The organism is Crenobacter sp. CS_VA4, from assembly GCF_055597485.1.
In genome coordinates this window covers 37,218-51,834 of the sequence record NZ_JBVMAE010000015.1, presented here as the reverse complement: position 1 = coordinate 51,834, position 14,617 = coordinate 37,218, and the positions used below count along the sequence as shown (strand labels likewise).

General features: G+C 63.7%; 15 protein-coding genes. 12 read left to right on the top strand and 3 right to left on the bottom strand.

Features of this window, described 5'->3' with window-relative positions:
* Positions 1–2 precede the first annotated feature (2 nt).
* The 8 genes from ACZ2IA_RS14935 to kdpE all read left to right on the top strand — a co-directional run bounded on the left by ACZ2IA_RS14935 (position 3) and on the right by kdpE (position 9,904).
* Positions 3–785: an iron-containing redox enzyme family protein gene (locus ACZ2IA_RS14935; protein ID WP_470293386.1), complete on the top strand. Its 783-nt coding sequence runs from the start codon at positions 3–5 to the stop codon at positions 783–785.
* Between the two features lie 391 nt (positions 786–1,176).
* Complete coding sequence (locus ACZ2IA_RS14930; RefSeq protein WP_470293385.1) at positions 1,177–1,569, top strand: molybdopterin-dependent oxidoreductase; 393 nt, start codon at positions 1,177–1,179, stop codon at positions 1,567–1,569.
* Between the two features lie 261 nt (positions 1,570–1,830).
* A complete protein-coding gene (gene kdpF / locus ACZ2IA_RS14925; protein ID WP_470293384.1) occupies positions 1,831–1,923 on the top strand; it encodes a K(+)-transporting ATPase subunit F in 93 nt (30 codons plus the stop codon).
* A complete protein-coding gene (kdpA, locus tag ACZ2IA_RS14920; protein ID WP_470293383.1) occupies positions 1,920–3,635 on the top strand; it encodes a potassium-transporting ATPase subunit KdpA in 1,716 nt (571 codons plus the stop codon). The genes kdpF and kdpA overlap by 4 nt, the downstream gene beginning before the upstream one ends.
* A 28-nt stretch (positions 3,636–3,663) precedes the next feature.
* Positions 3,664–5,730, top strand: a complete 2,067-nt coding sequence (gene kdpB / locus ACZ2IA_RS14915; protein WP_470293382.1) for a potassium-transporting ATPase subunit KdpB — start codon at positions 3,664–3,666, stop codon at positions 5,728–5,730.
* Positions 5,731–5,751: 21 nt separating this feature from the next.
* Positions 5,752–6,366, top strand: coding sequence for a potassium-transporting ATPase subunit KdpC (gene kdpC, locus ACZ2IA_RS14910; RefSeq protein ID WP_470293381.1), 615 nt, complete (start codon positions 5,752–5,754; stop codon positions 6,364–6,366).
* A gap of 152 nt (positions 6,367–6,518) precedes the next feature.
* On the top strand, positions 6,519–9,194 hold the full coding sequence (locus ACZ2IA_RS14905; protein WP_470293380.1) for a DUF4118 domain-containing protein: 2,676 nt from the start codon (positions 6,519–6,521) through the stop codon (positions 9,192–9,194).
* On the top strand, positions 9,191–9,904 hold the full coding sequence (kdpE, locus tag ACZ2IA_RS14900; RefSeq protein WP_470293379.1) for a two-component system response regulator KdpE: 714 nt from the start codon (positions 9,191–9,193) through the stop codon (positions 9,902–9,904). The genes ACZ2IA_RS14905 and kdpE overlap by 4 nt, the downstream gene beginning before the upstream one ends.
* Positions 9,905–10,028: 124 nt before the next feature.
* Here kdpE and ACZ2IA_RS14895 read toward each other — a convergent pair whose 3' ends face one another.
* A complete protein-coding gene (locus ACZ2IA_RS14895) occupies positions 10,029–11,663 on the bottom strand; it encodes a diguanylate cyclase domain-containing protein (protein WP_470293378.1) in 1,635 nt (544 codons plus the stop codon).
* Positions 11,664–12,050: 387 nt separating this feature from the next.
* Here ACZ2IA_RS14895 and ACZ2IA_RS14890 point away from each other — a divergent pair, with 387 nt between their 5' ends.
* Positions 12,051–12,593 carry a DUF1543 domain-containing protein gene (locus ACZ2IA_RS14890; protein ID WP_470293377.1) on the top strand — a complete coding sequence of 181 codons (543 nt, stop codon included), beginning with the start codon at positions 12,051–12,053 and terminating at the stop codon, positions 12,591–12,593.
* Between the two features lie 51 nt (positions 12,594–12,644).
* Here ACZ2IA_RS14890 and ACZ2IA_RS14885 read toward each other — a convergent pair whose 3' ends face one another.
* Positions 12,645–12,854, bottom strand: coding sequence for a hypothetical protein (locus ACZ2IA_RS14885; RefSeq protein WP_470293376.1), 210 nt, complete (start codon positions 12,852–12,854; stop codon positions 12,645–12,647).
* Positions 12,855–13,073: 219 nt separating this feature from the next.
* Here ACZ2IA_RS14885 and ACZ2IA_RS14880 point away from each other — a divergent pair, with 219 nt between their 5' ends.
* The 3 genes from ACZ2IA_RS14880 (at position 13,074) to ACZ2IA_RS14870 (ending at position 13,836) form a co-directional block, all read left to right on the top strand.
* On the top strand, positions 13,074–13,271 hold the full coding sequence (locus tag ACZ2IA_RS14880) for a hypothetical protein (protein ID WP_470293375.1): 198 nt from the start codon (positions 13,074–13,076) through the stop codon (positions 13,269–13,271).
* Between the two features lie 67 nt (positions 13,272–13,338).
* Positions 13,339–13,551: a DUF7230 family protein gene (locus ACZ2IA_RS14875; protein ID WP_470293374.1), complete on the top strand. Its 213-nt coding sequence runs from the start codon at positions 13,339–13,341 to the stop codon at positions 13,549–13,551.
* A 159-nt stretch (positions 13,552–13,710) separates the two neighbouring features.
* On the top strand, positions 13,711–13,836 hold the full coding sequence (locus tag ACZ2IA_RS14870; protein WP_470293373.1) for a hypothetical protein: 126 nt from the start codon (positions 13,711–13,713) through the stop codon (positions 13,834–13,836).
* A 246-nt stretch (positions 13,837–14,082) separates the two neighbouring features.
* Here the strand turns inward: ACZ2IA_RS14870 and ACZ2IA_RS14865 are convergent, their stop codons facing one another.
* Positions 14,083–14,346: a hypothetical protein gene (locus ACZ2IA_RS14865; protein ID WP_470293372.1), complete on the bottom strand. Its 264-nt coding sequence runs from the start codon at positions 14,344–14,346 to the stop codon at positions 14,083–14,085.
* Between the last annotated feature and the right edge of the window lie 271 nt (positions 14,347–14,617).

Sequence of the window (14,617 nt, the reverse complement as noted above, 5' to 3'; positions counted from 1 at the left end):
CCGTGAACAAGCAGTTTGTACGTGAAGGTGCGCTGATGGACATCTCCAGCTACCCGGCATGGACCCGGGAGCTGGTGGAGGCCTGCAGCGACAGCAAGAAACGCGTTGTGGAGCACGAACTGTTCAAGACGATGCGCGACGCCTCGCTCGACGAGGCGACGACGCGCCAGTTCTTGATCGGCGTCTGGCCTGTGATCGAACAGTTTCCGCAATACATGGCGATCAACCTGCTGAAAATCCGCTACGGCAATCACCCGGGGCAGGAAATGGCGCGCCGTTACCTGATCCGCAATATCCGTGTCGAACAGAACCACGCCGATCATTGGGTGGCGTGGGCGCAAGCCAGTGGCGTGGACCTCGCCGCCCTGCTCGAGGGCAATGTGCCGGTCGGCAGTGTGTCGCTCAGCCACTGGTGCTGGCACACCTGCGAGCGCGAGTCGCTGGCGGTGGCCATGGCGGCGACCAACTATGCGATCGAGGGCGCCACCGGCGAATGGGCGAGCCTGGTCTGCTCGCGGGACGACTACGAGGACAGCTTCCCGTCCGAGTCGCGCAAGAAGGCGATGAAATGGCTGCGCCTGCACGCCCATTATGACGATGAGCATCCGTGGGAGGCGCTGGAAATTGTCGTCACGCTGCTCGGCCTCGACCCGGCCCCCGGCGAGGTCGACAAGCTGCGCCGGGCCATCTGCACGAGTTACGACTACATGCGGATGACGCTCGACTACAGTCGGTTGGCTGGGGCGACCGCTCGGACGAGTCCGGTGATTCTCCAGGCGGCCTGATCCGGGCCACCCACTTCCCCCGCCCCGGCTGGTGCCGGGGCAAGACTTTTTGACCCGCCTCCGTTCGCCCACCTTCTCTTTTGTCATGAAAGTCATTGCGCATCGTTATATTTTTATTTATATTTCGATCGTTATATCAATAAATATATATCGATTGGCGAACTGCCCGCCCTCGCCCGCGCCACCCTGGGTGGCAAAGGGAAGGCAGAGGTCGCCGCTCCATGGAGAAACTCGGATGCCCCAATTCCGGCGCCTTCTCGCCGCCCTCGCACTTGCCGCCCTGCTGCCGTGCGCTCACGCCATGCCCAATCCCGTCGATGGACCGCGCTTCTCATCGCCGACGTTGACCCTGTCCGGCGACAGCACGCCGTGACAGCCGGTCACCCTCGACGTGGCCGCGCTCAAGGCCTTGCCGGCCGTCATCATTCGGGATGTCACGATTACCGGTCACGCCGGCATGGTGATGCGCAAGCTCGACTCGGTCACCGGAGTAAAGCTGACCACCCTGCTCGAAAAAAGCCGTGCCCTGCCGACCGAGCCAGACAACGCTAAGAAGCTCGCGGTGCTGGCGACGGCCGGCGACGACTATCGCGCGGTATTTTCCTGGCAGGAGCTGTTCAACAGCAAAAACGGTGACGGCGTCATCGTCGCCTACATGATCAACGGCCAGCCGATCGGCGTCGACGAAGGGCCGATCGCGCTGTTCTCGCTCAACGACACCCGTACCGGCCCGCGCCACGTCCGCTGGCTCAAGCGCATCGAGCTCAAGCAGCTCGCACCCTGACCTCTTCTCGTTTTCCTCTTCCCCCCTGTGCGCCACGTCTCGTGGCGCTTTTTTTTTGCGCCGATTTTTACAACTTTTTTATACGGGCCACGGCTCTTTTAACCCGTTTTTTGCGGTGCTTTCCCTACGCTCACGGTGTAATTCAACCACTCTGGAAAACAACATGTCGGACTTGATCTGGCTGGGACTGGGACTCGCGTTCGCGCTGTCCTGCATGGCCCTGGCTCATGCCTACGACGTTCTGTCGCGCAGGAGGAACGTATGACCGCCTGGTATATCTTCGGTGCCTTGCTGTCCCTGGGGCTCGCAGCCTATCTGATCGTCGCGTTGATCAATGCGGAGGATCTTGAATGACTAGCGCCTCTATTTTGCTGCTGATCGTCTTTCTGACGGTGCTCGGCCTGACCGTGAGGCCGATGGGTGCCTGGATGGCGCCGCTGGCCGAAGGGCGTTTCGGCAGTGCCGCCTTCGGACGTTTCGACAACCGCTTGATGCGCCTTCTGGGCGTCGACGGCGATGCCGGCATGGGCTGGAAGCAGTACACCATCGCGCTGATTGTCTTTAATGCGCTCGGCGGCCTTTTGCTTTACGGCCTGCAACGCCTGCAGGGCGGCCTGCCGTTCAACCCGCAGCACCTCGGCGCGGTGTCGGCCGATTCGTCGTTCAATACCGCGGTCAGTTTCGTCGCCAACACCAACTGGCAGGGCTATAGCGGTGAGACGACGATGAGCTATCTGACCCAGATGATGGGTCTGGCGGTGCAGAACTTCCTGTCCGCCGCCACCGGCATCGCCGTCGCCTTCGCGCTGATCCGCGGCTTCGCCCGCCGCGAGACTGCCGACGTCGGCAACTTCTGGGCCGACGTCACCCGCATCACCCTCTACCTGCTGCTGCCGATGGCGTTCATCATGGCGCTGGTGCTGGTCAGCCAGGGCGTGCTGCAGAACCTGTCGGGCTACGTCAGCTACACCGGTTTCGCCGGCCACGCCCAGAGCCTGGCGATGGGCCCGGTCGCCTCGCAGGAAGCGATCAAGATGATCGGCACCAACGGTGGCGGCTTCTTCAACGCCAACTCGGCGCACCCGTTCGAAAACCCGACCGCTTTCTCCAACTTCCTCGAGATGCTGGCAATCTTCATCATCCCGGCCGGCCTGTGCCATGTGTTCGGCCGTCTGGTGAAGGATACCCGTCAGGGCTGGGCGATCCTCGCGGTGATGACGGTGATCTTCGTGGTCTGCGCCATCGGCCTGGCTGTTTTCGAACAACAGGGCAACCCGCTGTTCGGCAAGCTCGGCATCGACCAACTGGCCAGCGCCTTCCAGTCGGGCGGCAATATGGAAGGCAAGGAAGTGCGCTTCGGCATTTCGGCGTCCAGCCTGTTCGCCGCGATCACCACCGCCGCCTCCTGCGGTGCGGTCAATGCGATGCACGACTCGTTTACCGCGCTGGGCGGTATGGTGCCGATGTGGCTGATGCAGCTCGGTGAAGTGATCTTCGGCGGTGTCGGCTCGGGCCTGTACGGCATGCTGGTACTGGCGGTGCTGGCGGTATTCGTCGCCGGCCTGATGGTTGGCCGAACCCCGGAATACCTGGGCAAGAAGATCGAGCCGTTTGAGATGAAGATGGTCGCGCTGGCGATCCTGGTCACCCCGACGCTGGTGCTGCTCGGTACCTCGGTGGCGGTGCTGATGAGCGCAGGGCAAGCTGGCGTCGCCAACCCCGGCCCGCACGGCTTCTCGGAAATCCTCTACGCCTTCTCGTCAGCCGCCAACAACAACGGCAGCGCCTTCGCGGGTCTTTCGGCCAACACCCCTTTCTATAACGGCATGCTCGCCGCCGCGATGTGGTTCGGCCGCTTCGCGATGATCGTGCCGGTGATGGCACTGGCCGGCTCGCTGGCGAAGAAAAAGATCCTGCCGGTCAGCAGCGGCACCATGCCGACCCACGACGCCTTGTTCGTCGTGCTCGTGATCGGCACCGTGCTGCTGGTCGGCGCGCTGACCTATATCCCGGCGCTGGCACTGGGCCCGATTGTCGAGCACCTGGGCCTGTGGGCCGGCCATTAATCGAGGCCATTGAGGAAGAAGACCTATCATGTCCCGTACCGCTTTACCCCTGTTCGACCCGACGCTGACCCGTCCGGCGCTGGTCGACTCGTTCCGCAAGTTGACGCCGCGGGCGCAGATCAAGAACCCGGTGATGTTCGTCGTGTACGCCGTCAGCCTGGTCGCGACCGCCCTATGGCTGCAGGCGCTGTTCGGCCACGGCGAGGCTCCGGCCTGGTTGATCGGCACGATCGCACTGTGGCTATGGTTCACCGTGCTGTTCGCCAACTTCGCCGAAGCGTTGGCCGAAGGGCGCAGCAAGGCGCAGGCCGAAAGCCTGAAAGGACTGAAGAAGACCGCCTGGGCCAAGAAACTGCACGAGCCGCGCTACGGCGCGGACTACCACACCGTGCCCGCCGACGAGCTGCGCAAGGGCGACGTGGTGGTGATCCAGGCGCCCGACGTGATCCCCTGCGACGGCGAAGTGATCGAAGGCATCGCCTCGGTCGACGAGTCGGCCATTACCGGTGAATCCGCGCCGGTGATCCGCGAATCGGGCGGCGACTTTTCGTCGGTAACCGGCGGCACCCGCGTGCTGTCCGACTGGATCGTGGTGCGCGCCACCGTCAATCCGGGCGAGACCTTCATCGACCGGATGATCGCGATGGTCGAAGGCGCCAAGCGCCGCAAGACCCCGAACGAGATCGCGCTGACCATCCTGCTGGTCGGCCTGACGCTGATCTTCCTGCTCGCTACCGTCACCCTGCTGCCGTTCTCGTTGTTCTCGGTGCAGGTCAGTCACAGCGGCAGCCCGATCGGCCTGACCGTGCTGATCGCGCTGCTGGTCTGCCTGATTCCGACCACCATCGGCGGACTGCTGTCGGCGATCGGTGTAGCCGGCATGAGCCGGCTGATGGGCGCCAACGTGATTGCCACCTCCGGCCGTGCGGTGGAAGCCGCCGGCGATATCGACGTACTGCTGCTCGACAAGACCGGCACGATTACCCACGGCAACCGCCATGCGACGAGCTTCCTGCCGGCCGCCGGCGTCACCGAGGCAGCAATGGCCGATGCAGCGCGCTTGTCTTCGTTGGCCGACGAAACGCCGGAGGGCAAGAGCATCGTCGTGCTGGCCCACCGGCTGCTGAAGCTCGAAGGCAGAGACGCCGTGCCGGACGGCGCGACCTTCGTGCCGTTTACCGCTCAGTCGCGGATGAGTGGGGTCAACGTCGGTGAACGTCACATCCGTAAGGGTGCGGCCGACGCGATCCGTCGCTACGTCGAAGCGGCCGGCGGCGAAATGCCGGCATCGGTCAACGCGCAAGTCGACCAGGTCGCCACCCGCGGCAGCACGCCGCTGGTGGTCGCCGAGGGCAGCAAGGTGCTCGGCGTGGTCGAACTGAAGGACGTGGTCAAGGCCAACATCCGTGACAAGTTCGCCCAACTGCGCCAGATGGGCATCAAGACGGTGATGATCACCGGCGACAACCGCCTGACCGCCGCGGCGATCGCCGCCGAAGCGGGTGTCGACGACTTCCTCGCCGAAGCCACACCGGAAGCCAAGCTCGCGCTGATTCGCCAGTACCAGGCCGAGGGCCGGCTGGTGGCGATGACCGGCGACGGCACCAACGACGCCCCGGCGCTGGCGCAGGCCGACGTGGCGGTAGCGATGAACAGCGGTACCCAGGCGGCCAAGGAAGCGGCCAATATGGTCGACCTCGACTCGAACCCGACCAAGCTGATCAAGGTGGTGGAAATCGGCAAACAGATGCTGATGACCCGCGGCGCGCTGACCACCTTCAGCCTGGCCAACGACGTCGCCAAGTACTTCGCGATCATCCCGGCCGCGTTCGCCGCGACCTACCCGCAGCTGGAAGCGCTGAACGTGATGGGGCTGACCAGCCCGGCCTCGGCGCTGCTGTCCGCGGTGATCTTCAACGCGCTGATCATCGTCGCGCTGATCCCGCTGGCGCTCAAAGGCGTGAAGTACCGCGCGCTCGGCGCCGGTGCCCTGCTGCGTCGTAACCTGCTGGTCTACGGCCTGGGCGGCATCCTGCTGCCGTTCGTCGGCATCAAGCTGATCGACATGATCCTCACCGGCCTTGGCCTGGTGTAACGAGAACAAGGAGTTTTTGCGATGAATACGCTGACTCATACCCATAGCCAAAACACCCGCCACTCGGCCATCCTGCGTCCGGCGCTGACCGTGCTGATCGCGCTGACGCTGGTGACCGGCCTGGCCTACCCGCTCGCCACCACCGTGGTCGCTCAGCTGATCATGCCCAATCAGGCCAACGGTTCGCTGATCGTCGATGAGAACGGCAAGGTGATCGGTTCGGTGCTGATCGGCCAACAGTTCGACAAGCCGGGCGAGTTCTGGGGCCGTCTGTCGGCCACCGGCGACAAACCCTACAATGGCGTCAACTCGGGCGGCAGCAACCTGGGCCCGAGCAACCCGACGCTGATCAAGGCCGTGTCGGCGCGCATCGCCGCGCTGAAGAAGGCCGACCCGAGCAATACCCAGCCGATTCCGGTCGATTTGGTCACCGCCTCCGGCAGTGGACTCGACCCGGACATCAGCCTGGCAGCCGCCTACTACCAGGTACCGCGGGTGGCCCGCGCGCGCGGCATCAGCGAGGCGCAAGTGCAGGCGCTGGTCGATCGCACCGCCAGCCGTCCTTGGCTGGGCTACTTCGGCGAGGCTAAAGTCAATGTGCTGGCACTGAACCGGGCACTGGCTAGCATGCACTAAGCCTTAAGCACTCGATGTACGACAAAGGTTGGCCGAAACCGTGAGGGTGCGGCCAACCTTGTCCCGTCTGGAACGTATCCTGAGCCTGCCGGCCAGCCCAACCGGCTCAGGATACGCTTGCCTCCACCCCACCTCCCTTCACTAGTCAAACCATGCCCTCTGACGACCTCCGCCCCGACCCCGACGCCCTGCTCGCCGCCAGCCAAGCCAAGCGCGGTCATCTGAAGCTGTTCTTCGGCGCCGCCCCCGGCGTCGGCAAGACCTACGCGATGCTCGCCGAAGCGCGCGAGCAACGCGCCGCTGGCCTTGCCGTGCTGGTCGGCTGGGTCGACACGCATGGCCGCGCCGAGACCGAGGCACTATTGGTCGGTCTCGATCGGCTGCCACCACGTCAGCAGGACTATCGCGGCAAGACGCTCGCCGAATTCGATATCGACGCCACGCTGGCGCTCCATCCGGCGCTGGTGCTGGTCGACGAACTGGCGCACAGCAACGCCCCGGGGAGCCGTCACCCGAAACGCTGGCAGGACGTCGAGGAGCTGCTCGCCGCCGGCATCAACGTCTACAGCACACTAAACGTCCAGCATCTGGAAAGCCTCAACGAGGTGGTCAGCCGCGTCACCGGGGTGCGCGTCGGCGAAACGGTGCCGGACACCGTGTTCGACCGGGCCGACGAGATCAGGCTGGTCGACCTGCCGCCGGACGACCTGCTCGGTCGCCTGAAGGCCGGCAAGGTCTACCTGCCCGAGGTCGCCGGCCGTGCCGCGGAGAATTTCTTCCGCAAGGGCAACCTGATCGCGCTGCGCGAGCTGGCACTGCGCCGCACTGCCGATCGGGTCGACGACCAGATGCGCGCACACCGTCAGTTGCAGGCGGTGCGTACACCGGTCTGGCCGACCCGCTTCGGCTTCCTGCTCCTGGTCGACGCCCACGGCGGCGACAGCACGGTACGCAGCACCGGCCGGCTCGCCGACACGCTCGGCGCACAGTGGCATGCGGTCTGGTTCGACCGGGGCAACGTCTCGCGCAACGAGCGGGAAAAAGCGTTGGCGGCGCTGGCCTTGGCCGAGCAACAAGGCGCCAGCACGCTGGTGATCGGCGAACACAACCGCGCAGCGGCGCTGGCCGACTACGCACGCCGCTACAACCTATCGATCGTGGTGTTGCCTCGGTCACGGCGTCGCTGGCCATTTGGTCTCGGCATGGCTACCGACCTGCTGAACGAACTCGGCCAGCGCGCCCCCGAGCTCGACTGCCTGGTGTTGGCCGAAACGCCGAGCTCGCCGCACTCCGAGCCACCGCGCGTGCGCGAGACGTTCGATCTGCGGCCGCGCCGCTACTTGTTGGCGGCCGCTGCCTGCGTGGCGGTGACGATCGCGATATGGCCGCTGGAAGGGGTGCTCGAGCCGACCAATTTGATCATGCTGTATCTGTTGGCCGTGCTCGGCGTCGCGCTACGACTCGGCCGCGGGCCGGCCGCGCTGGCGGCGGTGCTGTCGGTGGCGAGCTTCGACTTCTTCTTCGTATCTCCGCGGTTTTCGTTCGCGGTCAGCGACGTCCAGTACGTGGTCACCTTCTTCGTGATGCTGGTGGTCGGCCTGGTCGCCGGCCAACTGGTCGCCCGGCAACGTCAGGAAGCCGCGCGCGCGCGCGAACGCGAGGCGCGTACCCGCTACCTGTACGAGATGGCGCGCGAGTTGTCCGCGGCGCTGCTGACCGAGCAGGTCACCGACACGGCGGCGCGCTTTCTGAAGGCCAGCCTCAATGCCCACATCGCGCTGTGGTTGCCCGACGAGCAGGAGAAGCAGCTGGTGCCGCATAGCGATCAGGCCGTCGGTCCGCACGGCGACGCGGCGATCGCCAAGTGGTGCTTCGACCACCAACAGATCGCTGGTTTCGGCTCGAACACGTTGCCGCTGGCGCCGGTGCTGTATCTGCCGTTGAAGGCGCCGATGCGCACCCGCGGGGTGTTGGCGGTGCTGTTGGCCGACACCTCGCCGCTGCGCGACCCGGACAACCGCCGACTGTGCGAGGCGGTGGCGGCGCTGATCGCCCAGACGCTGGAGCGGCTGCACTACATCGAAGTGGCGCAGTACACCTTGCTGTCGATGGAGTCGGAGCGCTTGCGCCATTCGCTGCTGACCGCGCTGTCGCACGACCTGCGGACGCCGCTGACCGCGCTGTCCGGCACTGCCGAGTTGCTGGCGCGCCAGCTCGGCACGCAGCCGGACGAAGCCGCGCTCGCCTGGAACATCGTCGAACAGACCCGCCGCACGACCCGCCTCGTCACCAACCTGCTGGAAATGGCACGGCTGCAGGCCGGCAGTGTGGTGTTGCATGAAGATTGGCTGTCGGCCGAAGAGCTGGTCGGCAGCGCGCTGACCGCGCTCGATGCGCCGCTCGCCGCTCGCCAGGTGACGCTCGATATCCCAGCCGACTACCCGTTGCTGTTCGGCGATGCGGTGCTGCTCGAGCGGGTGCTGGTCAACTTGCTGGAAAACGCCGCCAAGTACAGCCCGGCCGGCAGCGAGATCGGCATCGATGCGACGGTGGATAATGGTGAGCTGGAACTGAGTGTCTGGGATCATGGCCCGGGGCTGCCGCCGGGCGACCCCGAGCGGCTGTTTGCACCGTTCAGCCGCGGAGAGCGCGAGTCGGCGATTGCCGGGGTCGGCCTTGGGTTGGCGATATGCCGTACCATTGCCGAAGTACATCGAGGTAAACTCACCGCCTCGAACGGCCCGGCCGGCGGGGCGCGCTTTACGCTCAGCCTGCCGCTCAGGCCACAACCCGAACTCGACCCGCTCGCCGAGGAACCGCTGTCATGACCGCCGCCAGCCTGCTCGTCATCGAAGACGAAGCCGCCATCCGTCGTTTTATCAAGAGTGCGCTGGAAAGCGAGGGCTACAAGGTCTGGGAGGCCGACACGATGGCGCGTGGCCTGATCGAAGCCGGCACCCGTCAGCCCGACGCACTGGTGCTGGACCTGGGCCTGCCGGACGGCGACGGCCTGACGCTGCTGCAGGACTTGCGCAGCTGGAGCCAACTGCCGGTGATCGTGCTGTCGGCCCGGGTGGACGAAAGCGACAAGGTCGCGGCGCTTGACGCCGGTGCCGACGACTACCTGACCAAACCGTTCGGCGTGGCCGAGCTGCTGGCACGGGTGCGGGCGCTGCTGCGCCGCCGTCCCGGCTCGGACAAGCCGGAGGAATCGCGGGTGACGCTCGGCGAGGTGACGATCGATCTGGCGCTGCGCCAAGTCAGTCGCGGCGGCGAGCCGATCCACCTGACGCAGATCGAGTACCGGCTGTTGGCGCTATTGATCGCGCACCGTGGCAAGGTGCTGACGCACCGCCAGATCCTGAAAGAGGTCTGGGGGCCGCACCATGTAGAGCACAACCACTATCTGCGCATCTACATGGCGCACCTGCGTCAGAAACTGGAAGCCGACCCGGCACGGCCGCGCTTCCTGACCACCGAAACCGGCATCGGCTACCGCTTGACCAACGATGCGGCCAACCTGCCCGACGCCGACTAAGAGCCACTCACAAACCCCTCCCAGCGTTGTTGCCCCGCCTTGCCGTACTTGTACTGTCTGCGGCAGAGCGACGAGCAAGATCCCTACGCTGGGCTTTATTAGCGCCTCTGATAGCGCCTCTGACTCAGCGACCGTGTGGAAACGCCGGTGCGTTCTTCCCCGCCTGCTTCACCTGCAGCATCGCCCGGTCGGCACTGTCGATCAGGCTGACCGCATCTTCGCCGTGGTACGGATACAGGCTGATACCGACGCTGGCCGACACGCTCAGCGACACGCCGTCCTTGTAGCTGATCGGCTCGCGGATGCAATCCAGGATAGCCGTGATAAACGGCAGCATGTCGAACTCGTCCGGCGTGTTTTCCACCAGGATCACAAACTCGTCACCGCCCAGCCGGGCGATGGTGTCGCCGCTGCGCAGCCGGCCGCTCAGCCGTTGCGCCACCGCGATCAGCACGTGGTCGCCGGCCAGGTGGCCGTGCGTATCGTTGATCGCCTTGAAGTCGTCGAGGTCGATGAACAGCAGCGCGATCGTCTTGCGCTGCCGGCGCGACAGGTCGATCGCGTGCTCCAGCCGCGACTGCAGCAATAAGCGGTTGGGGATGCCGGTCAGCGAGTCGTAGTGCGCCAGCTGGTAGAGCTGCGCCTCGTTCTGCTTGAGCAGGCTGATGTCCGAAAATACTCCGACGTAATGCGCCCACTCGCCGGCCTGCCCGCGCGTGCCGCTGATCGATAGCCAGGCTGGGAAGGTCCCCCGGTCGCGGTGACTGAACCACACCTCGCCCTGCCAGGCGCCCCACTCGCCCAGCTGCTCAGACAAGGTCAGGAAGAAATTGGCCGGCTGGCGTTCGGCCAACAGCAAGGCCAGCGACTGGCCACGGCAGTCGGCCTCGGCATGCCCGGTCATCTGGGCGAAGGCCGGGTTGGCGCTGAGCAGGTTCAGCTGCCGGTCGGCGATGAACACCCCCTCGCACATGTGTTCGTATACCTTGGCCGCCAGCCGCAGTCGCTCCTCGGTGCGTATCCGTTCGCTGATGTCCTCGACCATGGAAATGAAATAGGCGGGCTTACCACCAGAGGTGTGCACGAGCGAGACGGTTAGCTCCACCCAAACGATGCTGCCGTCGCGCCGGATGTAGCGCTTGTTCAGGGTGTAGCGCCGAATCGTACCACCGAGCATCAACTCAACATGCGCCAGATCGGTCACCAAGTCGTCCGGGTGGGTGATATCGCGGAATGCCAACCGCAGCAGTTCGTCTTCGCTATAGCCGGTAATATCGCAAAAGGTACGATTGACGCGCAAAAATGCCCCATCGGGCAGGACGTGACAAATCCCGAGCGGGGCATCCTCGAAGGTCGCCTGGAAGCGCTCGCGCTCCTGTTCCAGCGACTGGATCAGCGCCTGCGCACGCAAGGCGCTTCGGTTGAGTGGGGACGCCCGTCCGCGCAACCGGAATGGCGTACGCACCTCCATCAGGAAGGCGGGTTTGTCATCGTCGCGGCTGGCTTGCGTGCCGCAGCACAGCCGCCCGACCTGCGGGATGTCGATGGTGCAACCGGCGGGCGACCGTGCGGTGTAGTCGGGCTCTCGCGGCCAGCGGGCGCCAAGCCAGTCCGGCACGCTGGTTAACGGTCGTGACGCATCCACTCCCAGGCTGCGGCGCAAGGCGGCATTGACGTCGAGCAGGCGCCAGCCTGCATCAACCAAACCCAGCGGGCGGGCGGCCAGCCGGAGTAAGGTGTGCTCCAATTGATCTGACATGGTGGGCTCTTTTTCGCGACCGCCACGGGTGGCCGCCGCTTCGAGTTTTTATTGCTTTCGGTGTAGCACGCGCCATGCAACAATCACAGTCCGTTATCACATAAACCATTAATTCATATCAATTTGGAATTATATTGCCGGGGGTTGGCGTTTTTAACCCGAAGAGCGGTTTTCTCGTCCACGCCAATGCGGATTTCATGCCATTTTCAACTGATGCAATACGGATTTTTGGGCGCCGTTCGTCGCTCGCCCTGCGTCCATACCAGTTCTCATCGGCAACACGCTATTACAGGCTCTGCTGCCATACCACTTTTGTCAGCCTGACAGCCGCTCATCGACGCCGTAATATGCAGTGTCAATAAATCGATCATCTAGTTGAGGGTTGCGATGAGACTGTTTGCGGCCTATCTCGGCGGGCGCGCGCCGAAAAGTCATATCGAGCTCCACGACGTCGTTTTCGTCGTCGGCAATACCATCGAGGAAACCTACTTTCAGTTGCTTGAGCAATGGTTCGGCAGCCCGGAGGGACTGCATATCGACTCCTGGCTGGAGCTCGACATCGTCGACGGCTATCGCATCGGTCTGTCGGCTACCCCGCCGGCCGATGAGCAGCCGGCGCTCTATTACGTGAACCTGGGTGGCTATCTGAACGGCAAGTTCACCGAAGTCCACGAGTCGGTGTTTCTGGTCAGTTCCGACCGCCAGGAGGCCAAACATCGTGCCAAGGAAGTACTGCTGACTCAGCATCTGCACGTGCATGTCGACGACTCGCTATTGGTCGATGACTGCATCCGGGTCAGCGAAGCGCACGGGGTATATGTCACGCTGACACCCACTGACGAACTTAGCCAGCAACAGCCACACAACAGCTATCACAAACTGCCGGCCGAAGTCATCGCCGCCTTCAAGGAACGCCTTGCCGCCGTCTGACCCTGCTCCCTTGGCAAACAGCCGACCCCGGGTCGGCTTGCCGGGCGCAAGTCAATGCCGCGTCAGCGCCGCCAGGTCGGACAGCATTACGTCGCCGCTGATGTCGACCTGGAAACGTTCCGACAGTGTTTTCACGAAATCGGCGAGCATATTGGCGTTGGCCACGCCGTCGCCGCTGTGCATCAGAAAACCGGTCGGGTCGGCCTCAACCGCCTTGGCGGTGATACTAAGCGCCAGCGCGTCTGCAAGGTTCTTTTTCACGATGCTCCCTTTCGCTGCCATTGCCCCCTGGTTTCAGCATACAAAAAATGCCCTGCACCGCCAGTGACCGACGTGGCAGCGACAACCCGGCCCAGCCTCCTTGTTGCAGAACTGAGTCACCACTTCCCAACGCCGCCGGCCCCAATGAACCCATTCCCTTGCAGTCTGCAAACTCTTTGTCATGATGATATTTCGTTACCAACTTGACAGGATTGCGAAATGGCCAGCTACGTTGTGCAACAAGAACATGATATGTCTGGGGACTTTGTCGGCTGGTCGGTGTACGAGTCGGGTGGCGTCCGCAAGGCCGGCCCCTTCCCGCTTTTCGCGATCGCCGACGATGAGGCCTATCGCCTCGCTCTGCACGATCCCGAATCGCTACTGCGGCAGCACCCGGACCAGAACCTCACGCTGTAGCCGTGATCTGCCGATTGGTTTCGCTGTTGTGCGACAATGCCGGCTCAATACCTCACGGAGCCGAGCCATGGCAAAACTGAAACGGGTCAACCCGGTCGCCAAATTCGCCCAGCAACTGCAACGCTGCGCGGCATTCCGGGACAGGAAGAAGCAGGCCAAACAGGGCTACGCCAAACACAAGAAGCGGGAAGTTTTCAACTTCCCGCTTTCTTTTTGTCCGTGGTCCGTCGCTCGTTCGGAAAAGATGCCGCTGGCACCGCTTGTCGGCCTTATCGGTTGACTGATCGGCTGCCCCACCCACAGCCGCCAATCAACGCCCCGCCTGCCTTGACTTCGCTCTTAGTATCGGCATGAATGGAAGTTGTTATAGCTGTTGTTAGCAAACGCACTTCGTGCGGTCGAATGCCGATGCTGCACTCAATGAGGAAGGAGGGCTTCGATGATCGCCACCCAGAAAATTGCCCGCCTCGTCCCACGCCTACGTTTCCACAACGACGCGTGGCGGGGCGACCTGCTTGCCTGTGCAATCGGCCTCCTGATTGCGCTGGTGGTGCTGCTCTACTGAGCCGCGGGATCTTCCGTCGGCCACCATCTAGCCAAGCTTCACGAGTTCGGAGACACGACCCGGCGCACACGCTATACGTCGGTTAGGATCACGACAGGCAAACGACCCGCATTCTTACCCGAGCGCAGAAATGCCCCGCTCGCTCGGGGGCATGGCCAACAGAACGAGGCTACGCCGAGTTTCTGCAAAGCCCACGACAACGAGGCAACAAAAAACCCGCCGAAGCGGGTACTCGAAGATTCAGATTCAGTGATAAAGCGGCGGCGGATTAGAAATTCCACGGTACCGCAAGTGGTGGCCAGCTAACAAATCGGGGGGAAGTTCGCATTCGTTTTGCCGGCAGATCAACGCACCGACTGCGACCAGGCGCCACAGTTCTTCATGCGTCAGCCGGGGGGCCGCCTCGGCCAGGCTTTCGGCCAACAGCGCGGCAGCATGCATTCCGGTCAGGTTGCCAGGGACAGCTCCTTCCCCTCGTACCATCATTTCGAAGATATCCAGAGCGTTCATCGGCGGCGCTCGCTTCGGTAGTGGACGAGCACTAACTATAGGTCATGGGGCGTGGACAGTCGGTCGATGCGACGAAAGGCTATGGCTATGGCCGGCGGCCAAGTTTTTTCCTGCACCATATCCCCCCAAACGGGTCACCGGGTTCCTGGGCTACGGCTTCGTGCAGCATGACGGGCTCCAGAAATGACAAAGCCCCGCAGAAGTCTGCAGGGCCAAATGGGGCGATGTTGTGAGACCATCTAGGAGTTGATTCCACCACCTTGATGAAAGA

Bases quoted from the DNA above. Each gene is read 5' to 3' on its own strand.
- kdpF (WP_470293384.1), top strand. From the start codon at position 1,831: ATGACCGCCTGGTATATCTTCGGTGCCTTGCTGTCCCTGGGGCTCGCA.
- kdpA (WP_470293383.1), top strand. From the start codon at position 1,920: ATGACTAGCGCCTCTATTTTGCTGCTGATCGTCTTTCTGACGGTGCTC.
- kdpB (WP_470293382.1), top strand. From the start codon at position 3,664: ATGTCCCGTACCGCTTTACCCCTGTTCGACCCGACGCTGACCCGTCCG.
- kdpC (WP_470293381.1), top strand. From the start codon at position 5,752: ATGAATACGCTGACTCATACCCATAGCCAAAACACCCGCCACTCGGCC.
- ACZ2IA_RS14905 (WP_470293380.1), top strand. From the start codon at position 6,519: ATGCCCTCTGACGACCTCCGCCCCGACCCCGACGCCCTGCTCGCCGCC.
- kdpE (WP_470293379.1), top strand. From the start codon at position 9,191: ATGACCGCCGCCAGCCTGCTCGTCATCGAAGACGAAGCCGCCATCCGT.
- ACZ2IA_RS14895 (WP_470293378.1), bottom strand. From the start codon at position 11,663: ATGTCAGATCAATTGGAGCACACCTTACTCCGGCTGGCCGCCCGCCCG.
- ACZ2IA_RS14890 (WP_470293377.1), top strand. From the start codon at position 12,051: ATGAGACTGTTTGCGGCCTATCTCGGCGGGCGCGCGCCGAAAAGTCAT.
- ACZ2IA_RS14880 (WP_470293375.1), top strand. From the start codon at position 13,074: ATGGCCAGCTACGTTGTGCAACAAGAACATGATATGTCTGGGGACTTT.
- ACZ2IA_RS14875 (WP_470293374.1), top strand. From the start codon at position 13,339: ATGGCAAAACTGAAACGGGTCAACCCGGTCGCCAAATTCGCCCAGCAA.
- ACZ2IA_RS14870 (WP_470293373.1), top strand. From the start codon at position 13,711: ATGATCGCCACCCAGAAAATTGCCCGCCTCGTCCCACGCCTACGTTTC.
- ACZ2IA_RS14865 (WP_470293372.1), bottom strand. From the start codon at position 14,346: ATGAACGCTCTGGATATCTTCGAAATGATGGTACGAGGGGAAGGAGCT.